Source organism: Nocardiopsis sp. TRM 82005, from assembly GCF_056312425.1.
Map to the genome: position 1 here is coordinate 363,869 of NZ_JBWDTQ010000005.1, position 19,686 is coordinate 383,554.

The 19,686-nt window shown below is 69.9% G+C and carries 18 protein-coding genes; 7 read left to right on the top strand and 11 right to left on the bottom strand.

Going from position 1 to position 19,686, the window contains the following annotated elements:
• Nucleotides 1-2: 2 nt before the first annotated feature.
• Entirely contained in the window at nt 3-1,118 is a 1,116-nt protein-coding gene (pdhA, locus tag AC0T5L_RS04120; protein WP_476163984.1) for a pyruvate dehydrogenase (acetyl-transferring) E1 component subunit alpha, read from the bottom strand.
• 496 nt (nt 1,119-1,614) lie between these two features.
• Nucleotides 1,615-2,232: a sigma-70 family RNA polymerase sigma factor gene (locus tag AC0T5L_RS04125; RefSeq protein ID WP_476163985.1), complete on the bottom strand. Its 618-nt coding sequence runs from the start codon at nt 2,230-2,232 to the stop codon at nt 1,615-1,617.
• Between the two features lie 280 nt (nt 2,233-2,512).
• Here AC0T5L_RS04125 and purS point away from each other — a divergent pair, with 280 nt between their 5' ends.
• The 6 genes from purS to AC0T5L_RS04155 all read left to right on the top strand — a co-directional run bounded on the left by purS (nt 2,513) and on the right by AC0T5L_RS04155 (nt 8,265).
• A complete protein-coding gene (gene purS / locus AC0T5L_RS04130; protein WP_476163986.1) occupies nt 2,513-2,758 on the top strand; it encodes a phosphoribosylformylglycinamidine synthase subunit PurS in 246 nt (81 codons plus the stop codon).
• A gap of 350 nt (nt 2,759-3,108) precedes the next feature.
• On the top strand, nt 3,109-3,588 hold the full coding sequence (locus AC0T5L_RS04135; protein ID WP_476163987.1) for an ATP-binding protein: 480 nt from the start codon (nt 3,109-3,111) through the stop codon (nt 3,586-3,588).
• Between the two features lie 372 nt (nt 3,589-3,960).
• A complete protein-coding gene (gene purQ, locus AC0T5L_RS04140) occupies nt 3,961-4,656 on the top strand; it encodes a phosphoribosylformylglycinamidine synthase subunit PurQ (RefSeq protein WP_476163988.1) in 696 nt (231 codons plus the stop codon).
• Nucleotides 4,657-4,687: 31 nt separating this feature from the next.
• Complete coding sequence (locus AC0T5L_RS04145; RefSeq protein ID WP_476163989.1) at nt 4,688-5,200, top strand: hypothetical protein; 513 nt, start codon at nt 4,688-4,690, stop codon at nt 5,198-5,200.
• Between the two features lie 73 nt (nt 5,201-5,273).
• Entirely contained in the window at nt 5,274-7,568 is a 2,295-nt protein-coding gene (gene purL, locus AC0T5L_RS04150; protein WP_476163990.1) for a phosphoribosylformylglycinamidine synthase subunit PurL, read from the top strand.
• Nucleotides 7,569-8,025: 457 nt separating this feature from the next.
• A complete protein-coding gene (locus tag AC0T5L_RS04155) occupies nt 8,026-8,265 on the top strand; it encodes a hypothetical protein (protein WP_476163991.1) in 240 nt (79 codons plus the stop codon).
• Nucleotides 8,266-8,375: 110 nt separating this feature from the next.
• Here AC0T5L_RS04155 and AC0T5L_RS04160 read toward each other — a convergent pair whose 3' ends face one another.
• The 5 genes from AC0T5L_RS04160 to AC0T5L_RS04180 all read right to left on the bottom strand — a co-directional run bounded on the left by AC0T5L_RS04160 (nt 8,376) and on the right by AC0T5L_RS04180 (nt 15,774).
• The gene (locus AC0T5L_RS04160) at nt 8,376-9,290 is read right to left on the bottom strand and encodes a glycine betaine ABC transporter substrate-binding protein (RefSeq protein ID WP_476164099.1); all 915 of its coding nucleotides are present in this window, start codon (nt 9,288-9,290) and stop codon (nt 8,376-8,378) included.
• Nucleotides 9,291-9,333: 43 nt separating this feature from the next.
• Nucleotides 9,334-11,298 carry an ABC transporter permease gene (locus AC0T5L_RS04165; RefSeq protein ID WP_476163992.1) on the bottom strand — a complete coding sequence of 655 codons (1,965 nt, stop codon included), beginning with the start codon at nt 11,296-11,298 and terminating at the stop codon, nt 9,334-9,336.
• 1 nt (nt 11,299) lies between these two features.
• Nucleotides 11,300-12,496, bottom strand: a complete 1,197-nt coding sequence (locus AC0T5L_RS04170; protein WP_476163993.1) for a quaternary amine ABC transporter ATP-binding protein — start codon at nt 12,494-12,496, stop codon at nt 11,300-11,302.
• On the bottom strand, nt 12,496-14,064 hold the full coding sequence (locus AC0T5L_RS04175; protein WP_476163994.1) for a GMC family oxidoreductase: 1,569 nt from the start codon (nt 14,062-14,064) through the stop codon (nt 12,496-12,498). The genes AC0T5L_RS04170 and AC0T5L_RS04175 overlap by 1 nt, the downstream gene beginning before the upstream one ends.
• 183 nt (nt 14,065-14,247) lie before the next feature.
• Complete coding sequence (locus tag AC0T5L_RS04180; protein WP_476163995.1) at nt 14,248-15,774, bottom strand: aldehyde dehydrogenase family protein; 1,527 nt, start codon at nt 15,772-15,774, stop codon at nt 14,248-14,250.
• Nucleotides 15,775-16,114: 340 nt separating this feature from the next.
• Here AC0T5L_RS04180 and AC0T5L_RS04185 point away from each other — a divergent pair, with 340 nt between their 5' ends.
• Entirely contained in the window at nt 16,115-16,777 is a 663-nt protein-coding gene (locus tag AC0T5L_RS04185; RefSeq protein ID WP_476163996.1) for a class II aldolase/adducin family protein, read from the top strand.
• Between the two features lie 250 nt (nt 16,778-17,027).
• On the opposite strand, the gene AC0T5L_RS04190 is transcribed toward AC0T5L_RS04185, so the two are convergent.
• Genes AC0T5L_RS04190 through AC0T5L_RS04205 form a run of 4 tightly spaced genes read right to left on the bottom strand, consistent with a single transcriptional unit; the run spans nt 17,028 to nt 19,642 of the window.
• Complete coding sequence (locus tag AC0T5L_RS04190; RefSeq protein WP_476163997.1) at nt 17,028-17,522, bottom strand: hypothetical protein; 495 nt, start codon at nt 17,520-17,522, stop codon at nt 17,028-17,030.
• Between the two features lie 23 nt (nt 17,523-17,545).
• Complete coding sequence (locus tag AC0T5L_RS04195; RefSeq protein WP_476163998.1) at nt 17,546-17,824, bottom strand: helix-turn-helix transcriptional regulator; 279 nt, start codon at nt 17,822-17,824, stop codon at nt 17,546-17,548.
• The gene (locus tag AC0T5L_RS04200) at nt 17,814-18,671 is read right to left on the bottom strand and encodes an ABC transporter permease (RefSeq protein ID WP_476163999.1); all 858 of its coding nucleotides are present in this window, start codon (nt 18,669-18,671) and stop codon (nt 17,814-17,816) included. The genes AC0T5L_RS04195 and AC0T5L_RS04200 overlap by 11 nt, the downstream gene beginning before the upstream one ends.
• Nucleotides 18,668-19,642 (bottom strand): ABC transporter ATP-binding protein, encoded by a 975-nt coding sequence (locus tag AC0T5L_RS04205; protein ID WP_476164100.1) that lies wholly within the window; start codon nt 19,640-19,642, stop codon nt 18,668-18,670. Before AC0T5L_RS04205 ends, AC0T5L_RS04200 begins: the two co-directional genes overlap by 4 nt.
• Nucleotides 19,643-19,686 lie beyond the last annotated feature (44 nt).

A 19,686-nucleotide genomic window follows, 5' to 3' on the forward strand; every position in this document is an offset into this window, starting at 1 on the left:
GCCTAGCGGCCTCCTTCCGCGCCCACGCCCTCGAAGGAGGCCAGGTAGTCGGCGAACTCGGACCGCTGCTGGTCGATGTGGACGTTGGGCTCGGCGTAGACCTCGTGGAAGATGTCGAGGGGCTCGGGGTCGGGAAGGGCACGGCACTCGGTGCGTACCCGCTCGCCCAGCTTCTCGGCCTCGGCGTCGACGGAGGCGAAGAACTCCTCGTCGGCCAGACCGCTCCGCTCCAGGTAGCGGCGCACCCGCAGGATCGGGTCCTTGGCCTTCCACTCGTCCAACTCGGCCGACGCGCGGTAGCGGGTGGGGTCGTCGTTGGTGGTGTGGGCGCCCATCCGGTAGGTGAACGCCTCGATGAGTGTGGGGCCGTTGCCCTCGCGGGCGTTGTTCAGGGCGGCGCGGGTCACGGCCAGGCAGGCCAGGACGTCGTTGCCGTCCACGAGCAGACCGGGGAAGCCGAAGCCGGCGGCGCGCCGGTAGATGGGAACGCGGGCCTGGCGCTCCGGCGGCTCGGAGATGGCCCACTGGTTGTTCTGGCAGAAGAAGACCACGGGGGCGTTGCTGACCGAGGCGAAGTTGAACGCCTCGTTGGTGTCGCCCTGGCTGGTGGCCCCGTCGCCGAAGTAGGAGATGACGGCCGTACCGTCGTCGCCGACGGCGCCGTCGCGCTGGACGCCCATGGCGTAGCCGGTGGCGTGCAGCGCCTGGCTGCCGATCACGATCGTGTACAGGTGAAAGCCCAGTTCATGGGGGTCCCAGCCACCGTTGGTGACACCGCGGAACATTCCGAGCAGTTCCTTGGGTTCGATTCCCCGGCACCAGGCGACGCCGTGCTCGCGGTAGGAGGGGAACGCCATGTCGTTGTCGCGCAGCGCGCGTCCGGAGCCGATCTGCGCGGCCTCCTGGCCGAGCAGTGAGGCCCACAGGCCCAGTTCGCCCTGGCGCTGGAGGGATACGGCCTCGCTGTCGACCCGGCGTACCAGGACCAGGTCACGGTAGAGGGCACGGATTTCCTCCGCGCTGATGTCCAGGGGGTAGTCGGGGTGCCCCGCCAGCTCCCCTTCGGGTGTAAGGAGCTGGATAAGCTCCGGTTCTTCGTGCACGGTGGTATCCGACACGTCGCTCCTCGGGTTCTCGGGGCCGAATTCGCGTGGGTGAACGCTGATCGGCCGAATCACGGTCCGCCCCTCCCCGGGGTGGTGGGTAAGGGTGGACAGCCCTCCCCATATCGTGACAGACCTCACCATGGAGAGCGCAAGCCCTCAGCGTCACCTTTTCAGCTGCGCGACCCATGATCCCCGACCGTTCCGCAAGGCGGTTACCAGGGCTTCCTAGCATTGGCAAGAGCTGTCGGCCACGTCGTGGACACCGCCCGGCAACGGGCGCACAACGCGCGGACGGCCCCCGCCGCGCAGGGCCGTCCAGGCATGCCGAAGGTGCTGGTGTGGCCGTGGAGGAGTGTGGAAACCGGGTGAGGAGCGTGGAAACCGGGCTTCGTCGGACGGTCGCCCAGCGGACGCGGGAGGGAAAGGACGCGGGGACGGGGGACCCGGGAGTACGGAGTGCCTCTCGGGGGCGGGGTTGTCTCAACCCGCCCTGGCGGCGGAGGAGCGCCTACTGAGCGGTGGCGACGCGCATCCCGCGGTCCCGTGCGTAGTCGGAGAGCATCTCGCGGAGCTGGCGGCGGGCGCGGTGCAGGCGGGACATCACCGTCCCCAGCGGGGTCCCCATGCGCTCGGCCACCTCCTTGTAGGCGTAGCCCTCGATGTCGACGAGGTAGATGACCTCCTGGAACTCCTCGGGCAGCTGGGCGAGTGCCTGCTTGATGTCGGAGTCCGGCAGGTGGTCCAGGACCTCGTTCTCGGCCGACCGCATACCGGACGACGTGTGCGCCTCCGCGGCGGCGAGCTGCCAGTCCTTGATCTCGTCGGTGGTCTCCTGGCGCGGTTCGCGCTGCTTCTTGCGGTAGCTGTTGATGAAGGTGTTGGTCAGGATTCGGTAAAGCCAGGCGCGTAGGTTCGTCCCCGCACGGAACTGATGGAAGTTCGCGAAGGCCTTGGCGAAGGTCTCTTGTACGAGATCCTCGGCGTCGGCCGGGTTTCGTGTCATCCGCAGAGCCGTGGGATAGAGCTGCTCGGCGAACGGTGTCACCTCGGTGGCGAAGTCCAGAGTCTGTTCTTCGTCGCGGGTCTCACCGGTCGTGGAGGCCTGGTCCATTTCGATAGTCGTCAAGATTCCCCCTCAGGACGACCGGACGGTCACTTCCACCCTGTTAGACGTCACCGCGTGCTTTCAATGATGACATCAGTCTGCGTGATCCGGGTCACTGGAGCTTCGAAACAGTCACCATCCCTGGTCAGTGTGCGGCAAAGACGCGGCGCGCTTCCTGGTCAGGACGCCTACCCACTCTTACGTGCCGTACGCTTGCGTCGCCCCCTCCCGTTCAGTCCGGAGAGGTAGGCCCGCCCGCCGCAGGCACGTGCGGCACCCCCGTTTCCTTGTGGAGGACCCTGTGGCCCGCGTCGTTGTTGACGTCATGCTCAAGCCCGAGATCCTGGACCCCCAGGGCCAGGCCATCGCCGGGGCCTGCTCACGTTTGGGCTTCGAGGGGATCGAGCAGGTCCGCCAGGGTAAACGCTTCGAGGTCGACGTCGAGGGAGAGGTGGACGAGGCCAGGCTCGACGAGGTCCGCCGCCTGGCCGAGACCCTGCTCGCCAACACCGTCATCGAGGACTACGAGGTCCGCGTGGAGGAGTAGGGAGGGCCCTGGCCGCGCCCGTCGGCGACGTCCTCTCCGTCGCCGGTTTCGCTTCAGGCGGAGAGCCCCCGGCAGGTGCGGGTCCCCACGGGTCCGCTCGACGGCCCTCCCGAGGCCGCGCGTGCGAGATGGGTCACACCGAGCACCTGCCCGTGATGGCGTCCGCGGCTTTTCGGCGCAGCCGGGGAAATCGGCAAATTCTTTGCATGGTGTTCGACACACCAGAAGTGCCGGAAAAATCCAGCCGTGTCCCCTCGTGGACACGGCTGTTCGTTTTACTCCATCCGCCCTCGGGGAAGGTTCCTAACATGCCGGGCTGAACACGACAACGGAGCACGAGAGGTGTACGAATGGACGCCGTTTTCTCGATCTCCCTCCCCAGGCAGGCGCACACGGTCTCCGTCGCACGCGACGTCCTCGGCACCCTCCTCCTCCGCGGGGGAGTGTGCCAGGACTGCGTCGACGACATCCTCCTGGCCGTCTCCGAGGCCTGTAGCAACGCAGTCGACCACGGCGGGCACGCCCGCGACTACATGGTCGAGGCCGAGATGGGCGTGCGGTGGTGCGAGCTACGGATATCCCATACCGGAAAGACATCCGATCTCGCGGCGCTGACCGAAAGGTTCACCGCCGACCACATGCCCCTCCCCGGCCTGGAAGCGGAATCGGGTAGGGGCATTCTGCTGATGCGCTATCTCATGGACGAGGTCGACTTCGAGGAGGAACCGCGCACGACGGTCCTGTTGCGCAAGAGGCTCACAGTGTGCGACGGCTCGTCATCGGAGGAGGCCGCCGGACGGGTACCGGCCCAGCGCTACGCCCTTCTCTGAGCAGCCCGTCTCCGCGTACCCGTCCGCGCGGAGTCCGGCCGGGTCCCGCTCCGCCGACCGCCGGTCCGCCGGATCGCACCGCGTACCCGCCCGCCACAGGGGCAGTCGCCGACACCACACCTCTCCACGTGCTCCACCGTCCCTGTCGGATCACACACGGGCACGGGCGCTCGGCGCGCCTCCGACAAGGAGGATCCTCTAAGGACGCGGACCCCAGGAGGGGGCACCGTCGTACCGGAGCACAGGTGAGCGGGTACGCTGCGAAGTGCGGACGCACCGTCCCCAGCGACGGGGCCAGGCACCGGCATCTCCTCGCCGAACGCTCCCCGTGCTCGCGGGGATGGACCCGACCCAACCTCTCGGAGTGTGCTCATGACAGCCCGTGTGGGCGTCGTCACCTTCCCCGGCTCCCTCGACGACAAGGACGCCGCGCGCGCGGTCGCGCTGGCGGGTGCCGAACCAGTCTCCCTCTGGCACGCTGACGCCGACCTCAGGGGCGTGGACGCCGTGGTCCTGCCCGGCGGCTTCTCCTACGGCGACTACCTGCGCTGCGGGGCCATCGCCAGGTTCGCCCCGCTGATGTCGGAACTGGTCCCTGCCGCCCGTTCGGGCGCGCTGCCGGTCCTCGGCATCTGCAACGGCTTCCAGATCCTGTGCGAGAGCCACCTGCTCCCCGGCGCCTTGACCCGCAACTCCTCGCTGCGGTTCGTCAACCGCGACCAGGTGCTGCGTGTGGAGAGCACCGGCACCGCGTGGACCGGCTCCTACACCGAGGGCCAGGAGATCCTGGTGGTGCTCAAGAGCGGCGAGGGCAGCTACGTCGCCGACGAGCACACCCTGGACGAGCTGGAGGCCACCGGTCGGATCGTGGCCCGCTACGTCGACGGCAATCCGAACGGCTCCCGCCGCGGCATCGCCGGCATCGCCAACGAGCACGGGAACGTCGTCGGCCTCATGCCGCACCCCGAGCACGCCGTGGAGGCGCTCACCGGCCCCTCCACCGAGGGCCTCGGGTTCTTCACCTCGATTCTCACCCACCTGGCCGCCGGTTCTCCGGTGAACGCCTGACCCGAACACCGAACAGGGGATTTGGCCGTTGATGGCGCTGCTGCGTTCCAGGAGGACGATGTTCGTCCTCGCCGGACTGGTCATCATGGGTCTGGTGGTCTCCGCCGCGGTGGGACTGTTCAACGCCATCGGGTCCGCGCCCGTGGCCACGCCGCCACAGGGCCAGGGGCAGGGCCAGCAGGACGGGGGACAGGCTCCGGGCTCGCCGCCGGACAAGGAGGTGCTCGGCCAGGCCCCGTCCGGTCTGTCGTACGCCTCCGACCCGGAGGCCGACGTGTACTGCGAGCAGACCGAGTGCGTCCGGATGGTGATGCTCATGACCGAGGACGGGGATATACCCGAGGACTCCCGCGAGTCCGTCGAGACCGTGGTCTCCCACCTCACCGAACGCGGCTGGGAGGAGCAGCGGCCCGAGGGCGCGCCCGAGGGACAGGTCTTCCTCAGCAACGGCGACTACATGCTGGCCGACACCTCCTCCCACGACGAGTCCGACTCCCCCGCGGTGCTGATGCTCGGCGACGCGGGCGAGGCCCCGGGCTCCTGACCGACGATCCTCCGCGCCGTTCGGCGGACGCCACGGCTCGGCTCACATCCGCAGAACCCGAACGGAACAACGCATGTCTGAAGTACCTGGTCTCGACACCGTCGCCGTGGCGCACGACAGCCCGGACACGCCGCAGCCGTACGCCGAACTGGGCATGGCCAAGGACGAGTACGAGCGGGTCCGCGAGATCCTGGGCCGCCGCCCCACCTCCGCCGAGCTGGCCATCTACTCGGTCATGTGGAGCGAGCACTGCTCGTACAAGTCGTCCAAGGTGCACCTGCGCCAGTTCGGGGAGAAGGCGCCCGAGAACGAGGCGCTGCTCGTCGGCATGGGCGAGAACGCCGGTGTGGTGGACGTCGGCGACGGCCGCGCGGTGACGTTCAAGATCGAGTCGCACAACCACCCCTCCTACGTGGAGCCGCACCAGGGCGCGGCCACCGGTGTGGGCGGTATCGTCCGCGACATCCTCACCATGGGCGCCCGCCCCGTCGCGGTGATGGACGCACTGCGGTTCGGCCCCGCCGACGCCGACGACACCAAGCGGGTACTGCCCGGCGTGGTGTCCGGCATCTCCTTCTACGGCAACTGCCTGGGCCTGCCCAACATCGGTGGTGAGACCGGATTCGGCGCCGGATACGTCGGCAACCCGCTGGTCAACGCCCTGTGCGTGGGCGTGATGCGGCACGAGGACATCAAGTTGGCGCAGGCGCCCGGACCGGGCAACAAGGTGGTGCTGTTCGGCTCCACCACCGGCCCCGACGGGATCGGCGGCGCCTCGGTGCTGGCCAGTGCGACCTTCGACGACGAGTCGCACACCAAGCGGCCCAGCGTGCAGGTCGGCGACCCCTTCATGGAGAAGCTGCTCATCGAGTGCAGCCTGGAGCTGTTCGACAAGGACCTGGTCGTCGGCATCCAGGACCTGGGAGCGGCCGGCGTGTCCTGCGCCACCACCGAGCTGGCCGCGGGCGGCACCGGCGGTATGCGTGTCCAGCTGGACCGGGTGCCGCTGCGCGATCCCCGGCTCACTCCCGAGGAGATCCTCATGAGTGAGTCGCAGGAGCGCATGATGGCGATCGTCGAGCCCGCGAGGATGGACGAGTTCCTGGCCATCTGCGACAAGTGGCAGATCCTGGCCACCGAGATCGGCGAGGTCACCGACGTGACCCCCGAGGAGGCCGAGCGCGGCGGCCGCCTGGTGATGACCTGGCACGACCGGACCGTGGTGGACATGCCGCCGCGGACCGCCTCTGACGAGGGCCCCGTCTACCAGCGCCCGTACGCGCGTCCCGACTCGCAGGACGCGCTGCGGGCCGACGACGTCGGCAAGCTGCCCCGCCCCGCCGCCGACGCCGAGCTGCGCGAACAGGTGCTGCGGGTGCTGGGCGCCCCCGGCGTGGGGGACCCGACGTGGGTCACCCAGCAGTACGACAGCTACGTGCGCGGGGACACGGTGGTCTCCACTCCGCACGACGCCGGGATGATCCGTGTCTCCGACGACTCCCACCGGGGCGTGGCACTGGCCACCGACGGCAACGGCCGGTTCACCCGCCTGGACCCGTACACGGGTACGCAGCTGGCGTACGCGGAGGCCTACCGCAACGTCGCCGCGACGGGTGCGCGGCCGCTGGCGGTGACCAACTGCCTCAACTTCGGCTCGCCGGAGGACCCGGGGGTGATGTGGCAGTTCGCCGAGTCCGCGCGGGGCTTGGCCGACGCGTGCCAGCAGCTGGGCACCCCGGTGACCGGCGGCAACGTGAGCTTCTACAACCAGACCGGCGACGTGGCGATCAACCCGACCCCGGTGATCGGTGTGCTCGGCGTGATCGACGACGTGCGCACCCGGCTGAGGACCGCGTTCGCCACCGACGGCGCCCTGGTCTTCCTGCTGGGCGAGACCCGGCCGGAGTTCGGCGGCTCCGCGTGGGCCGACACGGTCCACGGCCACCTGGGCGGTCTGCCGCCCCGGGTGGACCTGGCCGCCGAGGCCGCCCTGGGCGAGGTGCTGGCCGCCGCCGCCGAGCGCGGTCTGGTCGGGGCCGCGCACGACCTGTCCGACGGCGGTCTGGCGGTCGCGCTGGCGGAGTCGGCGCTGCGCGGGGGCCGCGGCGTGCGGGTGTCCGTGGACGGCGACGCGTTCACCGCCCTGTTCAGCGAGTCAGGCGCCCGCGCCGTCGTCGCGGTGGAGCCGGGCGGGGACGGGGCCCTCGTGGCCCTGGCCGAGGAGCACGGCGTGCCGGTGGAGCAGATCGGCGTCGTGGACGGCGACGCCCTGTCGGTCACCCACCCGAGCGGCGCCGTGGAGATCCCGCTGACCGAGCTGCGCGAGTCCTACGAGTCCGCCCTGCCCGCCCTCATGGACGGGGTGTAGGAGTGCCCGAGCGCGGTGGGGCGCTCTTCCCCAGCACCCCGCCGCGCTTTCAGCCGACCTTCATCCGTTCGTCGCCGAAATCCGCGACGATCATCAGGGTTCCGCCGAGGGCGGTGACGTAGCGGTCCAGAACGCCCCCCCGCCGAGATATCGCCGGACTCGGTCTGCGACACCCTCGCCGCCGAGATCCCCATACGCCGCGCCACCTGTGCCTGACCCGATCCACGGTGCTTGCGCGTCTCCACCAGCCGCCAGGCCCTCGCCCCGTCACGCGGGCGCATGGCCCCGGCGCCGAACTCCTCGGCCCCGCCAGCGGTGCCGATCGCCCGCTCCAGGTGGCCGAAGTCCCTCCGCGTGTTTTCCGACAGGTGGGTAGGGGGCGGAGAGGACGCCTGACCGGTGCATCGCGGCGACGGTGCGCCGGTGGTACCGGCCACGGGTGAAGGGAGCGGACGTCATGCGACGCGACAGGTTGAAGGGCCCTCTGGGCAGTCATGAGCGTCCGGCGAGCGCCCTCGGCTTCCGCACGGTGCTGGCCGTGTTCGGTGCCCTGGTGATGCTGGTCGGCACGGTCCTCGCCTACCTGTGGGCCGACCAGACATGGCTGGTCGTGCTGCTCGGCGCGGGTTTCGTCGCCGCCTGCGTGAATGTGTACTGGGTGGGGCGGCGGCTGAGGAACGAGCGACCGATGTCCTGACGGCCACCGGCGGCCCCGCTCCTGGGCAGGAGCGTTCGGGCCGCGGCGGCCGCCGAGAACACGCCGCGGGGGCGGGGGAACACCCCCGCCCCCGCGGACACACGAGTGGGTCAGCGCTGCGCGCCGCCCCCGGGAAGCCAGTCCTGCCACACGTCCGGGTTCTCGTTCACCCAGACCTCGGCGGCGTCGGTCGGGTCGAGCCCCTCGTCGGCGATCATCCCGGCCACCCGGTTCTGGTCCTCGTTGGTCCACGTCCAGTTGTCCAGGAACCGGTACGCGGGGTCGTCGTCCTCCACGAACCCGGCCCTGAAGATCTTGTTCAGGTCGTAGACCGGGTAGTCGCAGGGGATGTGTTCGGAATCCTCGTCGCACCCCGCTTCATAGTCCGGGAAGTCGACCTTGACCAGGTCCAGCTCCTCCTGGAGCCACTGCGGATCGTAGAAGTAGAAGAGCACCGGCTCCTCGTTGGCGTACCGCCGGCGGACCTCGGTGATCTGCGAGGCCTCCGAACCGGCGTAGACGATCTCCAGGTCCAGGTCGAAGGCATTGATCATCCCCTGGTCCTGGGTGACGAACCCGGGCGCGCCGCCCAGGAACTCCCCCTCGTCGCCGGTCTCGGCGGTCTGGAAGGTGTCGGTGTGCTCCCGTAGGCCGTCCGCGGTGGTGATCTCCGGATACTCCTCGGCCACGTAGGCGGGAACGTACCAGCCGATCACGCCCTCGTTGCCGGTCGAGCCGCCGTCGACCACGGTGCCGTTGCCCTCGGGTCCGTAGATCTCCATGAGGTTCTCATGGCCCCAGTTCTCCACGATCACGTCGAGCACGCCCTGGTCCAGCGCCTGCCACGACGGCTGTTCGTCGGTGCGGACCAGTTGGACCTCATAGTCCATCTTCTCGCGGAGGATGTAGGCCAGCACCTCGGCGCTGGCCTCGTAGCCCACCCAGCCGTTGACGGCCATCCGCACCGTGTTCGGGTCACGCGCGACCTGGTCGGTGCGCACCGCGCACGAACTCACCATGACCATGGCCAGTCCCACGGCGAGTGCCCTGACCAGGGAAAATCTCAACTCAGGCACGGGGTGCCCTCCTTCCCTGCGTCACCCTGTCCAGGAACAGGCCCAGGCACACGATCGCCAGGCCCGAGGCCAGGCCCAGGCCGAGCTTGTTCTGTGCCAGGCCGACCACCACGTCGTTGCCCAGTGCCCCGGCGCCGACCAGCGCGCCGATGACCACCATGGACAGCACGAGGATGATCCCCTGGTTGACGGCGAGCAGCAGCGAGCCGCGCGCCATCGGCAACTCCACCTTGGTGAGCAGCTGCAAGCCGGTGGACCCCTGCGAGCGCGCCGCATCCAGGGTCGGCTTGGGTATGCCCCGGATTCCGTCGTTGACCAGCCGGATCACCGGCGGCAGGGCGAAGACCACCGCCGCCACCAGGGCCGGGACGCGGCCGATGGTGAACAGCGCCACCGCCGGGATCAGGTAGACGAACGGCGGCAGGGTCTGCATCGCGTCCAGGACCGGCTTGAGGATCGCCGCGAACACGTCGTTGCGCGACATCAGCACGCCGATCAGTACGCCCAGCACGATGGTGACCAGGGACGCCACGAGCACCTGCGACAGCGTGTCCATGGCGTTGTTCCACACCCCCAGCAGGCCCACCGCGACCAGTGCCGCGCCGGACACGACGGCCGCGCGCGTCCCGGCGAAGATCCACCCCAGGGCAGCGGCGGCGAACACGACCAGCCACCAGGGGGAGTCCGTCAACAGGGTGGCGAGCGGGCCCAGCACCCCGTTCAGCAGCCACGTGGCCAGCACCGCGGTGGTGGAGCCGATCGCCTCCTGGACCAGGCCGTACACGGCGTTCACCGGGTCGCTGATATTGACCGCGACCTCGCGCGGCCAGCCGTGCACGCCCATCAGGCGCGCCGCCGCGACCACCGCGACCACCAGGGCGAGCGCGCCGCCCAGGACCGGCAGCCGGTAGCGCTCGGGGATGTTCGGTGTGCGCGATCCGTGGCCCACCGCGCCCGTCACCCGGTCCAGGGCGATGGCGAGCATGACGATCGCCAGGCCCGCCTGGAACGCCTGGCCGACGTTGACCTTGGAGAGCGCCTGGTAGATCGCGTCACCCAGACCGCCCGCGCCGATGACCGAGGCGATCACGACCATGGACACCGCGAGCATGATGGTCTGGTTGACGCCCAGCAGGATGGTGCGCTTGGCCATCGGCAGTTGCACCTTGCCGAGGACCTGCCACGGCGTGGACCCCAGCGACTCCGCCGCCTCGACCGCGCCCTTGGGCACCTCGCGGATGGCCAGCGCGGTGATCCGCACGGCGGGGGGAAACGCGTACACGGCCGTCACCACGGCGGCGGCCGGGTTGCCGATGCCGAACAGCAGCACGAACGGCAGCAGGTAGGCGAAGGCGGGCATGATCTGCATGAAGTCCAGCACCGGGCGGACGCCCCGGTAGAACCCCTCGCTGCGCCCGGCCAGGATGCCCAGCGGGATGCCGAGCAGCAGGGCGATGAAGACCGCCGTGATGATCAGCGCCAGCGTCGTCATCGACGCGTTCCACAGCCCGCTCAGCGCGAACACGGCGAAGGTGGCGAGCACCAGCAGCGACACGCGCCAGCCGGCGACCCGCCAGGCGACGAACACGCCGATGAGGGTCACGCCGGGCCAGGTGAGGAGGTCGAGGAACCGGTTGATCAGCACGACGGCCGACCCCAGCCCCACGGAGACGTAGTTGAAGAAGTACAGGAACAGCGGACTGTCGTTGCGGTTGGCGACGATCCACGCGTAGACGCCGTCGAGCCAGGCCGTGAACTGGTCGCCGACGAGGGTCGGGAAGCTTCCCGCCCAGGAGGGATGACCCAGGAGGCGGCTACCCCAGTAGCCGACCACGAGCAGCGCGACCACCAGCAGCGCCTGCACCCACGTGCGGCGCAGGGGGTTTTCGGCGCCTCCACCGTCACCCTGGCCACCGGTCCTCGGGGGGACGGTGGCGGGTTGGGTTGTCGCGGTCATGTCACGCACCGCTCCCGACCTGGACCGAAGCGACGCTGCCCTCGTAGGTTTCGGTGCCGTCGGAGGAGTGGTCGGCCACCACCTCGGACAGCTCGTCGGCCGCCTCCTCCTCGATGGCGGCGGCCGCGGCGTTGTCCAGCTGGTCCTCGGCGATGGCGCGCAGCACGTCGTCGCGGCCCACGTAGCCCAGGAGGGTGTCGCCCTCCACGACCCGCACGGGCGCGGTGCTCGCCGCGAGCATCGGCAGCACCTCGGCCAGCACGGTTCCGGGCTCGGTGACCGGGCCGTCCGTGCGCTCGTCCGGGTACGCCTCGCGCACCAGCCACCGGGCGGTGAGCACGGTGGTACGGGCCACGTCGGAGGTGAAGTCGGCGACGTAGGCGTTGGCCGGGCGGCCCACCACCTCCTCCGGGGTGCCCACCTGCACGATCTCCCCGTCGCGCATGATGGCGATGCGGTCGCCCAGCTTGAGGGCCTCCTGGAGGTCGTGGGTGATGAAGACCGACGTCTTGTTCAGTTCGCGTTGCAGACGGCTGACCTCGTCCTGCATGTCGCGGCGGATCAGCGGGTCCAGGGCGCTGAACGGTTCGTCGAACAGCAGCACCTCCGGGTCCACGGCGAGCGCGCGGGCCAGCCCGACACGCTGCTGCATACCGCCGGACAGCTCGCCGGGCCGGGAGTTCTCGTACCCGCCCAGGCCCACCATCTCGATCATCTCGCGGGCACGCTCGTACCGCTCGGAGCGCGACGTCCCGCGCACCTCGAGCCCGTAGGCCACGTTGTCGATGATCCTGCGGCTGGGCAGCAGCCCGAAGTGCTGGAAGACCATGGCCATCTTGTGGCGGCGCAGCTCGCGCAGCCGTTGCGGGGCGGCCTCACCGATGTCCTCGCCGTCGAGCATCACCCGTCCGGCGGTCGGCTCGATCAGCCGGGTCAGGCACCGGATCAGTGTGGACTTACCGGATCCTGACAGGCCCATGACCACGAAGATCTCACCCGGGCGCACGTCGAAGGACACGTCTCGCACCGCCACGGTGCACCCGGTCTCCTCCTTGACGCGGTCCCGGTCGGCACCCTCCAGCTCGGTGCCGACGACCTTGTCCGCGTTCTTGCCGAAGACCTTCCACAGGTTGCGGACCGAGAAGGTGACGTCTGAGGCGCGGTTCGTTTCGGCCTCCTCGGTTACCGATGTGCTCATCAAACTTCCTGTTCGGCCAGGGCGTCCTGACGGACGAGGTCCGCGGCGCGCTCGCCGAGGGCCAAAACCGTGACCATGGGGTTGGGGGTGGGAAGGGTGGGAAACACCGACGCGTCGACGACACGCAGTCCGCGCAGGCCGCGGACGCGCAGCCGGGGGTCGACCACGGCGGTGTCGTCGTCGGCGGCGCCCATCTTGCAGGTGCCCGCCGGGTGGTAGACGGTGTGGGCGGCGCGACGGCCGAACTCCGACAGCTCCTCGTCGCTCCGGACACCGGGACCCGGGGCGACCTCGCGCTTGATCCAGGACTTGAACGGCTCGGTGGCGGCGACCTCGCGGGCGATCTTCAGCCCGTCCACGATCGTCTTCTCGTCGTGGCCGTCGGGGTCGGTGAAGTACCGGAAGTCCAGCGCGGGCTTGGCCTGGGGATCACCGCTGGTGAGGTAGAGCTTGCCGCGCGCCTGCGAACGAGGGATGTTCGGCGTCATGCACACCGCGTATCCGTCGGGTGGGGACTCGTAGCCCAGCCGCTTCGTGTTGTCGTCGAAGGGGATCTGGTAGATGTGGAACATCAGGTCCGGGCGCGGGTCGCTGTCGTCGCGCCGCACGAACAGGGCCGCGTCGGAGTCCATCACCGTGTTCTCCGGGACCGGCCTGTCGGTCTCCCACATGATGATCGACTCGGGGTGGTCGAGCAGGTTCTCACCGACGCCGGGCAGGTCGTGGCGGGGTTCGATGCCCACCTCCCGCAGCTCCTCGGCGTTGCCGACCCCCGAGAGCATGAGCAGCCGGGGGGTGTCCACGGCGCCGGCGGACAGAATCACCTCGTGCCGGGCGTTGACCGTGACATGTGTGCCGTCCTTGGTCGTGGCGCTGACCCCGGTGGCGCGGTCACCGTCGAGGACGACCCGGTCGACCCATGTCTCCAGCATGACGGTGAGGTTGTCGCGCACGTCCATGATCGGGTGCAGGTAGGCCACCGAGGCCGATGAGCGGTAACCGGTGTAGGGATCGTAGGAGATGGACAGGAAGCCCGCCCCGTCCGCGAAGCCGCCGCCGTGCGATGTCAGGGCGTTGAAGTCCTCCACCACGGGGACGCCCGCCGCTTCGGCGGCCGAGGATACCCAGTCCTTGACCATCGCGTTGCGGTCCTTCTCGGCGACCGGGGTGATGTTGCACTTGATCCGGTCGGCGTAGGACTGCACGGTGGCGTTGTCCCAGCCCTCGGCTCCAGCGGCGACCCAGTCGTCAAGGTCCTCCGCGAAGGGCCGGAAGCTGATCAGCGTGTTGTGCGAGGAGCACCCGCCCAGCACGCGGGCTCGGGAGTGCAGGATGTTGGAGTTGCCGCGCGGCTGCTCGACGGTGGTGTACCCGTAGTCGAGCTCGCTGTCCAGGACGCTCAGCCAGTCGCCCAGGCGCAGCACGTGCTCCAGGTCGCGGTCGTCGGGGCCGCCCTCGATCAGGCACACGGTGGTGCCCGGGTCCTCGGTGAGCCTGTTGGCGATCACCGATCCGGCGGTACCGCCGCCGACGATCACGTAGTCGTAAGTGGTCTCGGTTGGAGACACGGTCCGATTCCTCTCGTTGTCTGTTCCCAGGGGGATGCCGGGGGGAAACCGACCTGTGTAGGGTCCTCTTCTCAAGTCGACCGTGGACTCTGCCACGGGGCACCCGGCGGAGCGGGGGGAGTCGGAGCCGCGCCGCCGGGCAGTCGTCGCCCCGGACCGCTTACCGGCCCGGGGCGGGTGCTGTCAGCCGAACCAGCGCTGTGGCTCGGGCGCCAGGTTGCGGTAGATGTGCTTGGCCTCGCGGTACTCGTCCAGGCCCGCCAGCCCCAGCTCGCGGCCGATGCCGCTGTGGCCGTAGCCGCCCCACTCGGCACCCGGGATGTAGGGACCGTAGTCGTTGATCCAGATGGTGCCGTGGCGCAGGGCCGCCGCGACCCGCTCGCCACGGGCGGTGTCGTCGGTCCACACCCCGCCGGAAAGGCCGTATTCGGTGGCGTTGCCCAGCTCGATGGCCTGTTCCTCGGTCTGGAACCGCTCCACGGTCACGACCGGGCCGAAGACCTCGGTCTGGACGATGTCCATGGAGCTCTCGCAGTCGACGAAGATAGTGGGCCGGTAGAAGTAGCCCTGGGAGAGGGCCGGGTCGTCGGGCCGCTTGCCCCCGACGATGATCCGGGCACCCTCCTCGACGCCGCGCTCGACGGCGGCCTCGACCTTGGCGCGGTGCTCGGCGGAGACCAGCGGACCGCAGCGCACGCCCTCGTCCTGGCCGCGGCCGATGCGGATGGCCTCGGCGCGGCGGGCGAGTTCGGTGGTGAAGGCGTCGTGGATGTCGTTGTGCACGATGAGTCGCGCGCCGGCCGAGCACACCTGGCCGGAGTGGAAGAACGCGGCGTTGAGCGCGTAGTCCACCGCGGTGTCCAGGTCCACGTCCGGGAAGATGATGTTGGGGTTCTTGCCGCCGAGCTCCAGAGCGGTCGTCTTGATCGTCTCGGAGGCCGCCGCCATGATCCGCCTACCGGTGGCCACCCCGCCGGTGAAGGAGACCAGGTCCACGTCCGGGTGCTCGGACAGCGGAGCGCCCGCGTCGGGGCCGCTGCCCAGGACCAGGTTGACCACGCCCGGCGGGAAGCCCGCCTCGGCGGTGAGCTCGACCAGCTTGGCGGTGGTGACCGGGGTGATCTCGCTGGGCTTGACCACCATGGTGTTGCCCGCCGCGAGGGCCGGGGCCATCTTCCAGGCGAGCTGGAGCAGCGGGTAGTTCCAGGGAGTGATCATGCCGCAGACGCCGACGGGCTCGTAGACCACCTTGCTGTGCACGCCCTCGGGCGCGGCCACGAGGCGGCCCGTGTCCTTCCCGGCCAGACCCGCGTAGTAGCGGAAGACGTTGGTGACGTCGTCGACGTCGATCCCGCCCTCCTCGATGGTCTTGCCGGCGTCGAGGGACTCCATGACCGCGATCTCCTCGCGGTCGCGCTGGAGGAGGTCGGCGATGCGGCCGACGAGTTTGCCGCGCTCGTCGTCGGAGACGCGGCGCCACTCCCCCTCGTCGAAGGTGCGCCGGGCCGCGGCGATGGCGTCCTCTGTGTCGGCTCTGCCGCCCTCGCTGACGATGGTCAGGACGGAGGCGTCCGCTGGGTCCAGGATCTCCCGGACACGGCCGTTGCGGGCCGCCTTCCATTGGCCGTCGATGTACAGGCTGGTGGCCGTGGCCGACCCCGGTTCTGACAGGTACGGCACGGACGGCAAGGTTACGTAGGGCTCGTTCACGGGTCCGGTTTGCCCAAGATCGGTAGTCACAAACAGCCTCGTCTCATAAGACGCATAAGTCACAGTTTCCCCAGGGCATGCATTGAGCTGCGAAAACGCTCAGCCACGACAGGATCTCCGTGGCAATCCCCACGTCACGCCTGGGCACACAACTACTCGGTGTGACGCTCGGGCCCGACCCCGACATCCCTACGTGGGGAAGACGAGGAAGAGAGTTTGACGTACATTGAGGTATAGCCGATGAGTTGAGGCATACCTAAGTAGGTTCGTCCGGTCTTCCACGGTCCCGCGACGGGGCCCGCTCCAGGACCGCGCCTCACCGCGCACCCTTTGAGGAAGCATGCTGCTTGAACAGGAACGTCGGGACATCTGCCTGACCGCCCGCGCCCTCGCCGCGGGTGCCGGTACCGCCCCGGGTGAGTCGGGAACCGTCAGCGTCCGTAGCGGCGGCCTCGTGGTCGTCACGCCGCACGGTACCGACCTCGACCAGATCCAGCCCGCCGACTGCCCGGTGATGTCGCTCGACGACCGGGTGCTCGAAGGACGGCGCGACCCCGCCGCCGAGGCCACCCTGCACATCGCCGTGCACCGCCAGGCCGCCGAGCACGAGCGCGGCGTCACCGCCGTGGTGAACGCGTTCACCGCCGACACGGTCGCGGTCTCCTCGGTACTGGACGAGCTCCCCCCGATCCACCACCGCGCCGCCTCCCTGGGCGGAGCGGTCGCCGTGACCCCGTACACCACCTACGGCACCGGCGAGATCGCCGACCACGCGGTCAAGGCGCTCAAGGGCCGCGACGCCGCACTGCTCGCCAACCACGGCGGCCTGGCCCTGGGCCGCGACCTGGGGCACGCGCTGGAGAACCTGCGGCTGCTGGACTGGCTCAGCGCCGCGTACCTGAGGGCCTGCCAGCTCGGCAGGCCCCGCGTCCTGTCCGAGGACGAGCTGGCCCGTGTCCGCGAGCGCGACACCTACGGCTGGGCGGGCCCGGACATCTTCTGACCCCGGGCCCTAACCCACCTCCACGGCCAGGACTCCCGGAAGCCCGTCGAAACGCGTCTCGGCGTCACGGCTCACGACGGTCCGCCCCGCCTGGGCGGCGTGCGCGGCGGTGGTGAGGACGCCGGCACGGTATTCGGCGATGGTGACAGCCGCGACAGCGGGTCCGTCACCCGCCGAGGGGACTCCTGTCCACCGTGCCGCGCTCGGACCAGCCCCCGTACGCGGGACCACGGGTCGCGGGTTCCGCCCCTCAACCCGGCTCGTCCTCGTCGGGGACCTCGTCCGGCTGGGTCCAGGCCAGGTGGAGGGCGGGGATCGAGGCGTGCGCCATGATGATCACCCACAGCGCGGGCATGAACAGCTCCCTGGGAAAGGACACGGACTCGGGCGAGTAACCCTCCAGCACGGCGACCACGACGAACACCGCCAGCATGATCCCCGCCGTCACGTGGTGGCCGATCCGTGTGGCCCGGTCCAGCTCGGCGCGCTGACGCTCGTCCAGGTTCCGGTAGCGGAAGTTCGCCCCCGTGGCCCGGCCCAGCTGCGTCGTGACCACCAGCATCACGGCCACCAGCGCGAGGAGGGCCGGCAGCAGGACGGCCATGGTCAGCGTCGTGCCGGTGTTGAAGCCGATGAAGCCCATGAGCACCGTGGCGGCCAGTACGGCCAGGACGATCAGGGCCGCGTAGACGCGCCGTCTGGACCGGGAGGCCCGGAGCCGGGCGACACGGCTTGACTCAGTCATTGGAAATCCTCTTCCTGGTCGGGTCACTGGCCGATGCGGGGGAAGGGCTCGATGGAGAAGACGACCTCCACCGGGACCTCGAAGTAGCGCGCGATGCGCAGCGCCAGGTGGAGGCTGGGGCTGTACTCGCCCCGCTCCAGGTAACCGACCGTCTGGTAGTGCACGCCCAGGGCCTCGGCCAGCTGGCGCCGGGACACGTTCCGCTCGGCACGCAGCATCGCGATCCGGTTGTAGATGGCCTCGCCGCTCCCGGGCGCCGCCCTCGGACGGCGCCCGGCCGCGTTGTCGTTCTCAGTAGGCACGCTTCATCGCCTTCTCCCGGGCCGCCTGGACCCTCGATCCCGACTCGCGCCGGGCCATCCGCCGCAGCACCCACTGCGCGACGGCGAACCCGACGAGAGCCCACAGCGCCAGGACCCCGGCCACCTGCGGCAGCTGCCAGGTCCCGGCCAGTTCGAGGGTGGCGTGGTCGGCGGGCATCAGCGCGGCGCGCACGCCCAGGCCGATCCAGTAGACGGGGAAGACCTGGGCTAGGCCCTGGACCCAGCCGGGCATCACCGTGATGGGCATCATGACGCCCGAGATCGCTATCAGCCCCATGACCGGCACCATCAGCAGGCCGACCCCGGTACGCGGGTTGGACAGGGTCGCGCCGAGTATCGCGCCGACGGGGGCCAGGGCCAGCATCGCGAGCACGAACACCCACAGCATGGTGAGCGTCCCGGCCACGCCCCTCAGGACGAACCCGTCGACGAACAGCAGCCCCGGCACCAGCATGAGCATCACGGCCACCACCGACATGGCCAGGATGTGCCAGGTCTTGGCGACTCCGTAGCCGAGCATGCCGTGCGGCGTGGCCTTGGCCCGCAGCAGGGCGCCCTCCTCGCGCTCGCTCCCGAGCACCTGGGCGACCGTCATCAGTCCGAGGATGACCATGTGCATGGTGATCCCCGTGGACATGATCGTCGCACCGACGGAGGTGTCGCCCCCCGAGACCTGCTCCCCGCCTAGGACGACGGCGAGGACGACGAACATGACGGGCATCAGCAGGTAGCCGCTGAAGAGCTCCTGAGCGTTGGTGAAGGAGGCCCGGAACTCGATCCACCCCCGGGAGACTCCCGCTCTGACGGCGTTGGCCCTGGCGTTCATCGGATCTCCTTCGCGAACTCGGCTGCCGCGGTCTCGGCGTCGCCGGACTCGTGCCTCTGTGCCATGGCCATGTACACGTCCTCCAGGGAGGGGCGTGCGACCCTCAGGCCGGTGACGTCCTCGCCGTGCTCCGCGTACAGCTCGGCGACGTGGCGGGCGGGGCTGGTGGTGCTGTGGACGTGCCGCTGTCCGCCGACGCTCCAGGTGACCTCGCTCTCGCGGGCCACCAGGGAGGCGAGCTGGTCGGCGCTGCCGTCGGCGACGATCACGCCCCCCGCGAGGATGAGGATGCGGTCGGCCAGCTTCTCGGCCTCGTCCAGGTCGTGCGTGGTCAGCAGGATGGCGGTGTCGTCCTCGTCGGCGAGCCGGTGCACCAGTTCGTGGAACTCGCGGCGGACCAACGGATCGAACCCGGCGGTGGGTTCGTCGAGGAAGAGCAGTTCGGGACGACCGACGATGCCCAGGGCGACGTCCACGCGGCGGCGCTGCCCGCCGGAGAGGGTGCGCAGCCTCTTGTGCGCGTGCTCGGTGAGGCCCACGGACTCCAGGAGCTCGTCGGTGTCGAGGGGGCGGATACGTTCTGGCTCGGAGAAGGGCTCGTGGAAGCGGCCGAAGTGGTGGACCAGCTCCCGGACCCGCCAGGCTCCGTGGTCGCGCCAGGACTGCAACACGACGCCGATCCGGGAGCGCCACGCCTCGTCACCGTGCTGGGGGTCGCGCCCCAGGACCTCCACCTCGCCCGCGGAGCGCCTGCGGAACCCCTCCAGGATCTCGACCGTGGTGGTCTTGCCCGCGCCGTTGGGCCCCAGCAACGCGACCACCTCGCCGCGCCGGGCGGTGAGGTCCACCCCCCGCAGGATCTCGGCGTCACCGTAGTTCATCCGCAGGTCGCGGGCCCGGAGCACGGTCTCCTCCGGGGCCCCCGACGCCTGGGTCCTCGCTCTGGATGTCGCCTGAACCGCTGAATCCATCATCACATCCGCCCCCTTTCTCGTACCGGTTCTACTGTCTTTGA

Bases quoted from the DNA above. Each gene is read 5' to 3' on its own strand.
- AC0T5L_RS04190 (WP_476163997.1), bottom strand. From the start codon at position 17,522: ATGACTGAGTCAAGCCGTGTCGCCCGGCTCCGGGCCTCCCGGTCCAGA.
- purL (WP_476163990.1), top strand. From the start codon at position 5,274: ATGTCTGAAGTACCTGGTCTCGACACCGTCGCCGTGGCGCACGACAGC.
- purQ (WP_476163988.1), top strand. From the start codon at position 3,961: ATGACAGCCCGTGTGGGCGTCGTCACCTTCCCCGGCTCCCTCGACGAC.
- AC0T5L_RS04200 (WP_476163999.1), bottom strand. From the start codon at position 18,671: ATGAACGCCAGGGCCAACGCCGTCAGAGCGGGAGTCTCCCGGGGGTGG.
- AC0T5L_RS04185 (WP_476163996.1), top strand. From the start codon at position 16,115: ATGCTGCTTGAACAGGAACGTCGGGACATCTGCCTGACCGCCCGCGCC.
- AC0T5L_RS04205 (WP_476164100.1), bottom strand. From the start codon at position 19,642: ATGGATTCAGCGGTTCAGGCGACATCCAGAGCGAGGACCCAGGCGTCG.
- AC0T5L_RS04135 (WP_476163987.1), top strand. From the start codon at position 3,109: ATGGACGCCGTTTTCTCGATCTCCCTCCCCAGGCAGGCGCACACGGTC.
- AC0T5L_RS04165 (WP_476163992.1), bottom strand. From the start codon at position 11,298: ATGACCGCGACAACCCAACCCGCCACCGTCCCCCCGAGGACCGGTGGC.
- AC0T5L_RS04160 (WP_476164099.1), bottom strand. From the start codon at position 9,290: ATGGTCATGGTGAGTTCGTGCGCGGTGCGCACCGACCAGGTCGCGCGT.
- AC0T5L_RS04145 (WP_476163989.1), top strand. From the start codon at position 4,688: ATGGCGCTGCTGCGTTCCAGGAGGACGATGTTCGTCCTCGCCGGACTG.
- AC0T5L_RS04170 (WP_476163993.1), bottom strand. From the start codon at position 12,496: ATGAGCACATCGGTAACCGAGGAGGCCGAAACGAACCGCGCCTCAGAC.
- AC0T5L_RS04155 (WP_476163991.1), top strand. From the start codon at position 8,026: ATGCGACGCGACAGGTTGAAGGGCCCTCTGGGCAGTCATGAGCGTCCG.